The organism is Micromonospora rosaria (assembly GCF_001567585.1).
Lineage (GTDB): Bacteria > Actinomycetota > Actinomycetes > Mycobacteriales > Micromonosporaceae > Micromonospora > Micromonospora rosaria.
Genome location: NZ_LRQV01000071.1, coordinates 1 through 12,013, shown reverse-complemented (window position 1 = coordinate 12,013; position 12,013 = coordinate 1). Strand labels below are relative to the sequence as shown.

At 73.1% G+C, this 12,013-nt stretch carries 10 protein-coding genes; 1 reads left to right on the top strand and 9 read right to left on the bottom strand.

Translation table 11 applies throughout. The features are described 5' to 3' along the window. Positions 1-73 precede the first annotated feature (73 nt). The 5 genes from yajC to AWW66_RS18775 all read right to left on the bottom strand — a co-directional run bounded on the left by yajC (position 74) and on the right by AWW66_RS18775 (position 3,978). The gene (yajC, locus tag AWW66_RS18795) at positions 74-433 is read right to left on the bottom strand and encodes a preprotein translocase subunit YajC (RefSeq protein WP_067368059.1); all 360 of its coding nucleotides are present in this window, start codon (positions 431-433) and stop codon (positions 74-76) included. A gap of 136 nt (positions 434-569) precedes the next feature. Continuing rightward, positions 570-1,634 (bottom strand): Holliday junction branch migration DNA helicase RuvB, encoded by a 1,065-nt coding sequence (gene ruvB / locus AWW66_RS18790; protein WP_067367989.1) that lies wholly within the window; start codon positions 1,632-1,634, stop codon positions 570-572. Positions 1,635-1,683: 49 nt separating this feature from the next. Next, positions 1,684-2,286: a Holliday junction branch migration protein RuvA gene (gene ruvA, locus AWW66_RS18785; protein WP_067367986.1), complete on the bottom strand. Its 603-nt coding sequence runs from the start codon at positions 2,284-2,286 to the stop codon at positions 1,684-1,686. Further along, on the bottom strand, positions 2,283-2,810 hold the full coding sequence (gene ruvC, locus AWW66_RS18780) for a crossover junction endodeoxyribonuclease RuvC (protein WP_067367983.1): 528 nt from the start codon (positions 2,808-2,810) through the stop codon (positions 2,283-2,285). The genes ruvA and ruvC overlap by 4 nt, the downstream gene beginning before the upstream one ends. Positions 2,811-2,913: 103 nt before the next feature. Beyond that, positions 2,914-3,978, bottom strand: a complete 1,065-nt coding sequence (locus tag AWW66_RS18775) for an FAD-dependent oxidoreductase (RefSeq protein ID WP_067367978.1) — start codon at positions 3,976-3,978, stop codon at positions 2,914-2,916. Positions 3,979-4,032: 54 nt separating this feature from the next. Here AWW66_RS18775 and AWW66_RS18770 point away from each other — a divergent pair, with 54 nt between their 5' ends. After that, positions 4,033-4,608 (top strand): TetR/AcrR family transcriptional regulator, encoded by a 576-nt coding sequence (locus AWW66_RS18770; protein WP_067367975.1) that lies wholly within the window; start codon positions 4,033-4,035, stop codon positions 4,606-4,608. A 49-nt stretch (positions 4,609-4,657) separates the two neighbouring features. On the opposite strand, the gene AWW66_RS18765 is transcribed toward AWW66_RS18770, so the two are convergent. The 4 genes from AWW66_RS18765 to dnaE form a co-directional block, all read right to left on the bottom strand. Continuing rightward, positions 4,658-5,269 carry a transcriptional regulator gene (locus AWW66_RS18765; RefSeq protein WP_245648371.1) on the bottom strand — a complete coding sequence of 204 codons (612 nt, stop codon included), beginning with the start codon at positions 5,267-5,269 and terminating at the stop codon, positions 4,658-4,660. Between the two features lie 178 nt (positions 5,270-5,447). Next, positions 5,448-6,485, bottom strand: coding sequence for an aminotransferase class V-fold PLP-dependent enzyme (locus tag AWW66_RS18760; protein ID WP_067367974.1), 1,038 nt, complete (start codon positions 6,483-6,485; stop codon positions 5,448-5,450). A 223-nt stretch (positions 6,486-6,708) separates the two neighbouring features. Then, on the bottom strand, positions 6,709-7,791 hold the full coding sequence (locus AWW66_RS18755; RefSeq protein ID WP_067367971.1) for a hypothetical protein: 1,083 nt from the start codon (positions 7,789-7,791) through the stop codon (positions 6,709-6,711). Positions 7,792-8,131: 340 nt separating this feature from the next. Next, the gene (gene dnaE, locus AWW66_RS18750) at positions 8,132-11,668 is read right to left on the bottom strand and encodes a DNA polymerase III subunit alpha (protein WP_067367969.1); all 3,537 of its coding nucleotides are present in this window, start codon (positions 11,666-11,668) and stop codon (positions 8,132-8,134) included. Positions 11,669-12,013 lie beyond the last annotated feature (345 nt).

Sequence of the window (12,013 nt, the reverse complement as noted above, 5' to 3'; positions counted from 1 at the left end):
GACGTGCCGACCGGGACACCGATCCAACTATCCACTTGTGACGATATCTCCGCTGCCCCGTCGGGCGCGGCGATTACTCCTTGACGGCCTCGGCGCTCTCGACGGTGGAGGGGGCCGGCGTGGCCTCCTCGTCCTCCTGCTCGGCCCGCTTGACGACCCGGGCGACGGCCGGACGCGCGTACCGGGTCTGCACGCCGGGGGCGACCTCCAGCAGGACGGTTTCGTCGTCGACGCCGGTGACCGTGCCGTAGAGCCCGCCGATGGTGACCACCTCGTCGCCGGGGCCCAGGCCGGACTGCATCTGCTCCGCCTCACGGCGGCGCTTCTGCTGGGGGCGGATCATCATGAAGTACATGACGGCGAAGAGCAGAGCGATCATCAGGAGCGGCGTGAAACTGCCGGCTCCCCCGCCGCCCTCTGCTGCGATAAGCACGGTGCTGACCTTCCCATCAGCTTCCCCGTCGGCGCGGTGTGCGCCGGAGTGGAAGCGAATTCTCACGTCCTGTAGACCGCGGCGAGTCTAGTCCCTGCACCTGGGAACGCCGAATGCGGCACAGATCACGAACGGATCACGGCTGTTCCGGCGCACGGGTGAACAGATCGGGCACGGGCGGGGCGTCGAGGCCAAATGTACCATTAGGCGGGATACGGCCGAGATGGTGCCAGGCCGCCTCGGTGGCCACCCGACCACGCGGCGTCCGGGCCAGCAGCCCGGCCCGGACCAGGAACGGCTCGCAGACCTCCTCGACCGTGTCCGGCTGCTCCCCCACCGCCACCGCCAGGGTGGAGAGCCCGACCGGGCCGCCCCGGAACGAGTCGACCAGGGCGGTCAGCACCGCGCGGTCCAGCCGGTCCAGGCCGAGGGCGTCGACGTCGTACACGGTCAGGGCCGCCCGCGCGGTCTCCAGGGTGACCACGCCGTCGGCCCGGACCTCGGCGAAGTCCCGCACCCGGCGCAGCAGCCGGTTGGCGATCCGGGGCGTGCCCCGGGACCGGCCGGCGATCTCGGCGGCGCCGTCGTCGGTGATCGGCACGCCGAGGATCCGCGCCGACCGGTGCAGCAGCGCCTCCAGGTCCGCCGGGGAGTAGAAGTCCAGGTGCGCGACGAACCCGAACCGGTCCCGCATCGGGCCGGTGAGCAGGCCGGACCGGGTGGTCGCGCCGACCAGGGTGAACGGCTCGACGTCCAGCGGGATCGCGGTGGCTCCGGGGCCCTTGCCGACCACCACGTCGACCCGGAAGTCCTCCATCGCGCTGTAGAGCAGCTCCTCCGCCGGCCGGGCGATCCGGTGGATCTCGTCGATGAAGAGCACGTCGCCCTCGGCCAGGCTGGTCAGGATGGCGGCCAGGTCGCCGGAGCGTTCGATGGCCGGGCCGCTGGTCACCCGGATCCCGGTGCCCAGTTCGGCGGCGACGATGTTGGCCAGCGAGGTCTTGCCCAGGCCGGGCGGGCCGGAGAGCAGGATGTGGTCCGGCGGGGAACCCCGCCGCATGGCCCCCTGTAGGAGCAGGTCGAGCTGGTCACGGACCCGGTGCTGGGCGATGAAGTCGGCCAGCCGGCGGGGCCGGACGCTGACCTCCGCGTCCCGCTCCGCCTCGCTGGCGTACGCCGAGACCAGGTTCGGCTCGGTCATCGCGGTCCCTCCCCGCGCGGGGCGTACGGGCCCGGCCCGCGCCGCGCGGTCATCGGGTCCGGCCGAGCAGTCGGATGGCCTGCTTGAGCAGGACCGGCACCGGCGGGGTCTCCCCGTCGACGGTCTCCGCGACCGCCGCCACGGCCTGGTCGGCCTGCCCGGCCGTCCAGCCCAGCCCGACCAGGGCCTGCCGGACCTGCTCGGGCCAGTTGCCGCCGGTCACCCCGGCCGCGCCGTCGGCGCCCACCGGCACCGGGCCGATCCGGTCACGCAGCTCCAGGACCAGGCGCTCGGCCCCCTTCTTGCCGATGCCGGGGACCCGGGTCAGGGTGGCGGTGTCGGCGTTGGCGACGGCCTTGCGCACCTCGTCGGGGGTGAGCACGGCGAGCACCGCCTGGGCCAGCCGGGGCCCCACCCCGCTGGCCGTCTGGAGCAGCTCGAACAGCGCCTTGGCGTCGTCGTCGGCGAACCCGTAGAGGGTGAGCGAGTCCTCCCGGACCACCAGGCTGGTGGCGAGCCGGGCCGGCGTGCCGACCCGCAGGCCGGCCAGGGTGCCGGGGGCGCACTGGACGGCGAGACCGACCCCGCCGACCTCCACCACCGCGTGGTCCGGACCGGTCGCGACCACGGTGCCGCGTACGCTGGCGATCATCTTGCTCCTCCTCGTCGCACCCGCTCGGTCGCGGCGGCCAGCCGGGACCGGGTACCCCCGCGCCAGACGTGGCAGATCGCCAGCGCCAGGGCGTCCGCCGCGTCGGCGGGCTTCGGCGGCTCGGCGAGCCGCAGCAGCCGGGTCACCATGACGGTCATCTGGCGCTTGTCCGCCTGACCGGAACCGGTCACGGCCGCCTTCACCTCGCTCGGCGTGTACGTCTGCACCGGCAGCCCGGCGCGGGCCCCGGCGAGCACGGCGATCCCGCTGGCCTGGGCGGTGCCCATCACCGTCCGGACGTTGTGCTGGCTGAACACCCGCTCGACGGCGACCGCCTCCGGCCGGTGCTCGGCGACCAGGTCGGTGAGGGCACGGTCCAGGTGCAGCAGGCGGGTCGGCAGCTCGTCGGCCGGGTCGGTGCGCACCACGTGGTAGGCGACCAGGGTGCAGGGCCGGCCGGGGACCCCCTCGACCACGCCGACCCCGCACCGGGTCAGCCCCGGGTCGACGCCGAGCACCCGCACGCCGCCTCCTCCCCGACCGCCAGCAGTACGTGTGTTCGACACCCTACTGGGCGACCGGCGACGACGCGCCCGGGGACACGCCGGGCACCGTCCCCGCACCCCGTCAGCCGGGTGGACCCGCGACCATCGCCAGGCGCAGCGCCGCGTCGCGCAGCCGGGTCCCGCGCCGGACCTGCCCGAGCCACCCCGCCCGGCGGGCCATCGCGGCCATCCGCTGCGTCGGGGGTCGCCGCAGCCGGTCGTACGCCCGCAGCCCGGCGGCCACGTCGGCGCCGGCGTCGTCGAGGCACCCGGCGAGCGTTACCGCGTCGATCAGCGCCTGACAGGCGCCCTGGCCCAGGTCGGGGGTCATCGCGTGGGCGGCGTCGCCGAGCAGCGCGACCCGACCCCGGACGTAGCCCGGCAGCGGGGTGAGGTCGTGCACGTCGTGGCAGAGCACGTCGGCCGGGTCCATCGCGGCCAGCAGGCGGGGCACCGGATCGTGCCAGTCGCCGAAGAGCCGGCGCAGTTCGGCGAGGTGCCCGTCGGCCGGCCGCCAGCCCGCCGGGGCGGCCTTCACGGCGTACCAGTTGGTGCGGCCGGGGCCCTGCGGGGTGACGCCGACCTTCACGCCCCGCCCCCAGGTCTCGCCGCCGACGCCGACCTCCAGCGGGGCCACCCCCCGCCAGGCGACGACGCCCGCGTACCGCAGCGGGTACCGCTCGCCGTACAGCTCGGCCCGGACCACGCTGCGCAGGCCGTCGGCGCCCACCACCAGGTCGTGGTCGGTGCCGAGGTCGGCGAGGCGGTCCACCGGCGCGGCGAACCGGAGCACGTCGGCGGGGAGCGCCTCGGCGAGCAGGCCGAGCAGGGTGGGGCGGTCGAGCAGGTGCACGGTCTCGCCGTGCCGGCGGGCCAGCCGTTGGAGGTCCATGGTGGCGATCCGGCTGCCGTCGGGGCGGCGGAACTCGCCGCCGAGCTGCGGGCGGCCCCGCCGCCGGGCCTGCTCGCCCACCCCGAGGGCGTCGAGGGCCCGCAGCGCGCTCGGCCAGATGCCCAGCCCGGTGCCGGTCTCCGGCAGCCCGCCGGCACGTTCCAGGACGGTGACCGCCCAGCCCGCCCGGCGCAGCCCGAGCGCCGTCGCCAACCCACCGATGCCGCCCCCCACCACCACAGCTCGCCTGCCCATACCGGCAGGTTACTACAGATGTAGTCGCCTCGACTACGACTGTAGTGTGAGCGGGTGACCGATCGGCGACAGCGCCTCCAGGACGCGGCCATCCGGGTGCTCGGCGCCCGGGGCCTGCGCCAGCTCACCCACCGCGCCGTGGACGAGGCGGCCGGGCTGCCGGAGGGCTCCGCCTCCAACCAGTACCGCACCCGCGACGCCCTGCTCACCGCAGCGCTGGACCGGGTGCTGGAGCAGGAGACGGCGGCCTGGGACCGGCTCGCCGCCGACCGCCCGCCGACCGACGTCGCCGGATTCGTCGCCGTGCTCGGCCGGCTGCTGCGCGACCTCGCCGGCCCGCAGCGCGGCCTCGTCCTGGCCCGGCAGGCCCTGTTCATGGAGGCGGCCGTCCGCCCCGACCTGCGGCCGGCCATCGCCGCCGGGCGGGACCGGCTGGCGGGCTGGGGGGTACCCCTGCTCGCCGCCCTGGGCTCAGCCGACCCGCAGCCCGACCTGCGGACCCTGCTCGCGCTCGTCGAGGGGCTGCTCTTCACCCAGGTCGCCCACCCCGAGCCCGACTTCGCCCCGGAGGCCGCGCTCGCCGCCCTGCTGCGCGGCCTGCTGGCACCCCCGCCCCTGCCCCCGGCCTGACCGCGCCGATCCGACCCCCTCCGCCGGCACCGGCCCCCGGTCGGTCCGGTCAGCAGGCGCGGGCGGCGGCGATCAGGCTGGTGAACCGGTCCAGCGGGGCGGGCAGCGGCTCGATCCAGCCCGGCCCGGCCGCCCGGACCCGCACCGACGGGAAGTCCCGACTGAACCGGACCAGCCGGTACGCCCGGCCGGTGACCGGGGTCTGGGACCAGACCACGACGGTGTGCGGGCGGGTCCGGTACACCGCGCCGGCCAGCGCCACCCAGGGCAGCGCCGGGCCGAGCAGCAGGCACCCCCGTCCCTGCTCGCGCAGGGCCGCGGCGAGCGCGTGCAGCCCGAGGCAGTGCGTCTCCTGCTCGGCACCGGCGAGCAGCACCCCGTCGGGCGGGTACGGCCGACGGGGCACCCGCCCGTGCACGTCCAGCCCCACCCGGACGCCCTCGGACAGGGCGTGCTCGACCGCGATCCCGGTGCCGTCCCGACCCGGCAGCGCCGCCAGCAGCGGTACGCACACCTGCGCCCAGAACGGCGCCACCCCGGACCGCTGCGCGTACTCCAGCACCAGCCCGGCGATACCGTCGGTGTCCAGGTCCTCGGCCGCCGCCGTCAGCCGCTTGCGGGCCTCCTCGACGGCATCGGTCGACATCGGATCGGTCCGCACCGGACGCACCTCCCGGGTAGACGGTCACTACCCGGGACTTCGTCCGGACCGGACGCTGTGGATGCGCCCCGCCGGGACCTGCCGCGCCGGCCCCGCACCGGTGCCCACCGGCGCGGACCGTGCCCACCGGCGCGGACCGTGCCGACCGGGGACCGCCGGGGCAGGTGGCGACCGCCGCTCAGTCGGTGAGCGCGGCGACGGCCAGGTCGACGTCGTGCTGCGTCGAGTACAGGTGGAAGGAGGCCCGGACGCGGCCGGCCCGCACCGCCGCCCGGATTCCGGCGCGCTCCAGTCGCTGCTGCGCGCCGGGCACGTCCACGGTGACGATCGCGCTGTCGCCGGGCGGGCGGCCGAGCCCGGCGAGGAACCGGTTGGCCAGCGCCACGTCGTGGTCGCGCACCGCCGGGATCCCGATCTCGACGAGCAGCTCCAGGGCCGGCGCCGCCCCGACCCCGCTGAACCAGGCCGGGGAGAGGTCGAACCGCCGGGCGTCGTCGCTGAGCCGCAGCGGCGGCCCGTAGTAGGCGGAGTGCGGGTCCTGCCCGGCGTACCAGCCGGCCGCGTCGGGACGCATCCGATCCCGCAGGTGCGGGGCGAGGTAGCCGTAGGAGAGCCCGCGCGGGGCCATCAGCCACTTGTACCCGCCGACCGCCACCGCGTCGGCCAGGGTCGCGTCGAAGGGCAGCCAGCCGCACGCCTGCGTCGCGTCCACCACGACCAGCGCGTCGTGCGCGCGGGCCGCGGCCACGATCCGCTCGTACGGGGCCACGCTGCCGTCGGCGGACTGCACCAGGCTGAACGCGACCAGGTCGGTACCGGCGTCGATCGCCTCGACCAGCCCGTCCAGCCCGACCACCCGGACCCGGACGCCCCGGTCGACCTGCACCAGCCACGGGAAGAGGTTGGAGGTGAACTCGACCTCCGGGACGACGACCGTGGCGCCGGCGGGCAGCGCGGCGGCGATCGGGGCGACGATCTGCGAGACGGTGGCCCCGGTGACCACGTCCGCGACCGGGGCCGAGACCAGGTGGGCGAAGGCCGCGCGGGCCCGTTCGGTCATCGCCCCCCATTCCTCCCAGGAGGTCCGGCCGACCCGCCAGTCGGCCAGTGCCGCCTGGAGGGCGGCCCAGGCCGGTTCGGGCGGCAGGCCGTAGCTGGCGGTGTTGAGCCAGCCCGGTTCGGGCTGCCAGAGCTGCTGTGCTGTACGAAGGTCCACGCGACGAGGCTAGGCCGTGTGTGGATCTCGGGGGAGGTCGCGTAGCCAGATTTTCATCGGGGCGATGTCGACGGCGGCCTGGTACAGGAATCTCACGACCTGGTCCGCGACGACCGGACCGGGCAACCAGTTCGCGTGCGGGCTGATTCGCGTGCGGGCTGACCGGAAAGAGGGTGGCCACGATCGTCACCGTCCGGTGCCGGCCGGCGGGCTGGCGTCGAGGCTAGGCGGCGAGCGCGACGGCCCAGACACCGACCATGACGAGGAGCGGGACGAGAGCCATGACCGGGAACGGGCGGCGCAGCCGCGCGTACGGCGGCGCGAGACCGACCGGCCTCTCGGCTGCCGCGCTCTCGGCGCCCACGGGATCGGGGGTGGGCATGGCCACGTTGTCGTCCAGGTCCTCGAGCCGCGCGTAGAGCGCGTCTGCGGTCTCGCTCATCCACCGCCACGTCTGCGGGTCGCAGCAGGACAGCGACCGCAGGTGGGAGTAGACGAAGAGGCGGTCCTCGACGACCTCCACGTCGAAAGCGGTCTTGCCGGGGCCGACGAAGCGGGCGACGATGTCCGGCGTGAACAGCGCACGGGCCCAGCCCTCCGCCTCGGGCGGGCAGAACAGCCGGAACGCTTCCTCGAACGGGCCACCCAGCGGCGTTCGTCTGTCCTTCGCGGGCTGGACGGGCAGGGTTGATCCGAGCAGCCGTCCTTCGTCGGTGCGGGCGTCGAGCACGATCTGCGGCATCCGCTGACCGAGCGTGAGGGCGAAGTACGACCAGCGCAGCGACTCGCCCGCGCGGCCCCTCGCAATCCAGGCGGTGTAGTCGGCGACCTCCAGCGGACGAGGGCCGAACCGGCGCAGACGTGCGGAGCAGCGACGCAGGGTGCCGCGCTGGAAGATAAGTCCCGGCAGGTCGGGTTCCTTGACCTCGGGGGCGAAGTCGAACCCGTTGGCGGCCGCGAACCGGTGCAGCCGAAAGAGCTCCTCCTGGTTGCCCTTCATCCCGTGGGCGACCCAGATGAACACGGCGGCGACCAGGCAGGCCGCCGTACCGGCCGACAGGAGCAGGGCGTGGTCGCGCAACGGCTCGGCCAGCGCCTCCGTCCCCAGCGCGCCGAGGATCAAGGCGACGAGGACGAGGGCCGCGACGGCGGCTGTCGCGACCGGATAGAGAACGAGCAGGCCGACCCAGACGTTCCACCGCGTGCGGTGCCCGAGCACGCGAGTGGTGAACTCCCGCATCTCGGCGCGGGTGGAGGCAACGGTGAGGGGCGTCGTGTCGAGCCCCGCGTCAGCTGTCGCCTTCACCGGCCGATTCCTCCCGGAACGACCGACTGGGCAAGGTCCTGGTCGACCGCCACGACCCGCCACGCGTGGCCGCGGGCGCGGTGGCCTCCCCGGCGGTACCGGTCAGGTACATTGGCTCACTCTTCATGGACACGACGCCACCATACGCAAGCACTTCAATAGGCTCGCGTGGATGCATTGAGGAGCTTTCAAGGATACCCATTCGTGCCGCCGACGACTGGGTGGCCGCCTGGTCGGCACTCCGCCGAGCGTCAATCCGGCGGCGGTGGCCGGCAGCCACCGCCGGCCGATCAGCCACCGCCGGCCGATCAGGCACCACCGGCCGGGCACCACCGGCCGGTCAGCCGACGTTGGCCGGACCGAGCACGCTCTTCAGGTCGCCCATCAGGGCGGTGGTGGGGGCGACCCGGAACAGGCCGAGTCGCCAGGTCTCGACCCGGTCGCGGCGGTGCAGCTTGACGTGTACCTCGGTGTCGCCGGGGTGCAGCAGCAGGGTCTCCTTGAGCCGGTCGGCCAGCGGCGGCGTGAGCCGGTGCACCGGGATGGTCAGGGTGACCGGCTTGTTCGCCGGGTTGCTGGTGACGTCCGGCATCTGCATGTCCATCGCCATGATCCGGGGCGTGTCGTCGCGGCGGTCCACCCGCCCCTTGACCACCACGATCGCGTCCTCGGCGATGTACTGCCCGACGACCTCGTACGTGTTCGGGAAGAACAGCGTCTCCACCCCGCCGGCCAGGTCCTCCAGGGTGGCCGAGGCCCACGCCCGGCCCTGCTTGGTGACCCGGCGCTGCACCCCGGAGAGGATCCCGGCGAGGGTCACCACCGCCCCGTCCGGGACGGAGCCCTCCTCGGACAGGGCGGAGATGGTGGTGTCCGCCGCCGCGCCGAGGACGTGCTCCAGGCCGAAGAGCGGGTGGTCGGAGACGTAGAGGCCGAGCATCTCCCGCTCGAAGGCGAGCTTGTCGCGTTTGTCCCACTCGCTCTCCCCGATCACGGGCATCACGGTGGTGCTGCCGGTCGCCGCCTCGGCCTCGCCGAACCCGGCCCCGAAGAGGTCGTACTGGCCGACGGCCTCCTTGCGCTTGACGTCGGCGTACGCGTCGATCGCGTCGGCGTGCACGGCGAGCAGGCCCTTGCGGGGGTGCTTCATCGAGTCGAACGCCCCGGCCTTGATCAGCGATTCGATGGTCTTCTTGTTGCAGACCACCGCGTCGACCTTGCTCAGGAAGTCGTAGAAGTCGGCGTACTCGCCCTTCTCCTCGCGGCAGCGCATGATCGCGGCGACCACGTTCGCGCCGACGTTGCGTACCGCGCCGAGGCCGAACCGGATCTCCTTGCCGACCGGGGTGAACGGCCCGGCGGAGGTGTTCACGTCCGGCGGCAGCACCTGGATGCGCATCCGGCGGCACTCCGACAGGTACAGCGCCATCTTGTCCTTGTCGTCGCCGACGGAGGTGAGCAGCGCCGCCATGTACTCGGCCGGGAAGTGCGCCTTCAGGTACGCCGTCCAGTACGACACCAGGCCGTACGCGGCGGAGTGCGCCTTGTTGAAGGCGTACCCGGCGAAGGGGACCAGCACGTCCCACACCGCCTGGATGGCCTCGTCGGAGTAGCCCCGTTCCCGGCAGCCGTCCCGGAACGGGATGAACTCCTTGTCGAGGATCTCCTTCTTCTTCTTGCCCATCGCCCGGCGCAGCAGGTCGGCCTGGCCGAGGCTGTACCCGGCGAGGATCTGCGCGGCGCGCTGCACCTGCTCCTGGTACACGATCAGGCCGTGGGTGGGGGCGAGGATCTCCCGCAGCGGCTCCTCCAGCTCCGGGTGGATCGGGGTGATCTCCTGGAGGCCGTTCTTGCGCAGCGCGTAGTTGGTGTGCGAGTCCACGCCCATCGGGCCGGGCCGGTACAGGGCGAGGACGGCGGAGATGTCCTCGAAGTTGTCCGGCTTCATCATCCGCAGCAGGGAGCGCATCGGCCCGCCGTCGAGCTGGAACACGCCCAGGGTGTCGCCCCGGGCCAGCAGCTCGTAGGCCGCCTTGTCGTCCAGCTCCAGCGCCAGCAGGTCCAGCTCCTTGCCGTGGTTGAGCTGGATGTTCTTCACCGCGTCGTCGATGATCGTCAGGTTGCGCAGGCCGAGGAAGTCCATCTTCAACAGCCCGAGCGACTCGCACGTCGGGTAGTCGAACTGGGTGATGATCACCCCGTCGGAGTCCCGGCGCATCAGCGGGATGTGCTCGATGATCGGCTCGGCGGACATGATCACGCCGGCGGCGTGCACCCCGGTCTGCCGGATCAGCCCCTCGATGCCGCGCGCGGTGTCGATGACCTTCTTGACGTCCTGCTCGGCCTCGTACATGCCCCGGATCTCGCCGGCCTCGGCGTACCGGGGGTGCTTCGGGTCGAAGATCCCCTCCAGGGGGATGTCCTTGCCCATCACCGCCGGCGGCATGGCCTTGGTGATCCGGTCGCCGACCGCGTACGGGTACCCCAGCACCCGCGCCGAGTCCTTGATCGCCGCCTTCGCCTTGATCGTCCCGAAGGTGGCGATCTGGGCGACCTTGTCCTCACCCCACTTGTCGGTGACGTACTTGATCACCTCACCGCGCCGACGCTCGTCGAAGTCGATGTCGACATCCGGCATGGAGACCCGCTCGGGGTTCAGGAACCGCTCGAAGATCAGCCCGTGCGGGATCGGGTCCAGGTCGGTGATGCCCAGCGCGTACGCGACCAGCGAGCCGGCGGCCGACCCCCGGCCCGGACCCACCGCGATGCCCTGGCTCTTCGCCCACTGGATGAAGTCGGCGACCACGAGGAAGTACGACGGGAAGCCCATCTGGATGATGACGCCCAACTCGTACTCGGCCTGCACCACGTGCCCCTCGGGGATCCCGTTCGGGTAGCGGCGGCCCAGCCCCTTGAAGGTCTCCTTGCGGAACCAGGACTCCTCGGTCTCCCCCTCGGGGATCGGGAACCGGGGCATCAGGTTGCGGAACTCGAACATGCCCGCCGGGTCGACCTTCTCGGCGACCAGCAGGGTGTTGCGGCAGCCCTCCTGCCACAGCTCCGAGGAGTCCACCGCCCGCATCTGGTCGGCGGACTTGACGAAGTAGCCGCCGCCCTCGAAGCGGAACCGGTTCGGGTCGTCGATGTTGCTGCCGGTCTGCACGCAGAGCAGCACGTCGTGGGCGGTGGCCTGGGCCTCGTGGGTGTAGTGCGAGTCGTTGGTGACCACCGGCGGGATGCCGAGCTTGCGCCCGATCTCGGTCAGCCCCTCCCGGACCCGGCGCTCGATGTCGAGGCCGTGGTCCATGATCTCCAGGAAGTAGTTCTCCTTGCCGAAGATGTCCTGGTACGCCGAGGCCACCTTGAGCGCCTCGTCGAACTGCCCCAGCCGCAGCCGGGTCTGCACCGCGCCGGACGGGCAGCCGGTGGTGGCGATGATCCCCTCGGCGTACTCGGCGATCAGCTCCATGTCCATCCGGGGCCACTTCACGTAGTGGCCCTCCATCGAGGCGCGCGAGTTGAGGGTGAAGAGGTTGTGCAGGCCGTCCTTGTTCGCCGCCCACATGGTCATGTGGGTGATCGCGCCGTTACCGGAGACGTCGTCGCTCTTCTGCTCCGGCCGGCCCCACTTGACGCGCTGCTTGTGGAACCGGGACTCCGGCGCCACGTACGCCTCCACCCCGAGGATCGGTTTCACCCCGGCGGACATCGCCTGCTTGTAGAAGTCGTTCGCGCCGTGCATGTTGCCGTGGTCGGTGATCGCCACCGCCGGCATCCCCAGCCGGTTGGCCTCGGAGAAGAGGTCCTTGAGCCGGGCCGCACCGTCGAGCATCGAGTACTCGGTGTGCACGTGCAGATGCGCGAACGAGTCCCCCATGCGTGGCATCCCCCAGGTCGATCATGGGCCAGCGAGATCAAGCCGGCCCAGCCTACGCCGGCCGGCGGGCCGCCTCCATTCGCCGCGCGGGCCCGACGACCGGCCGGCCGGACCCGGCGAACCGGACCGTCCGAGCATCGTCACGCAGCGTTTCCGGTCCGATCTCGGACTGACCCGGGCCGACCGACTTCCGCCCGCCCTAACCTGCATGGACACCCCCCGCGTCGGCCACCCGTCCCCCGCGCGCCGACCCTCCCTGATCACCGGAGGTGATCACCCGTGAACCGTCCCCCCATCCGTACCCTCGTCGGCGCGCTGCTGCTGACCGGCCTCCTCGCGACCGGC

Bases quoted from the DNA above. Each gene is read 5' to 3' on its own strand.
- ruvA (WP_067367986.1), bottom strand. From the start codon at position 2,286: ATGATCGCCAGCGTACGCGGCACCGTGGTCGCGACCGGTCCGGACCAC.
- AWW66_RS18775 (WP_067367978.1), bottom strand. From the start codon at position 3,978: ATGGGCAGGCGAGCTGTGGTGGTGGGGGGCGGCATCGGTGGGTTGGCG.
- ruvB (WP_067367989.1), bottom strand. From the start codon at position 1,634: ATGACCGAGCCGAACCTGGTCTCGGCGTACGCCAGCGAGGCGGAGCGG.
- dnaE (WP_067367969.1), bottom strand. From the start codon at position 11,668: ATGGGGGACTCGTTCGCGCATCTGCACGTGCACACCGAGTACTCGATG.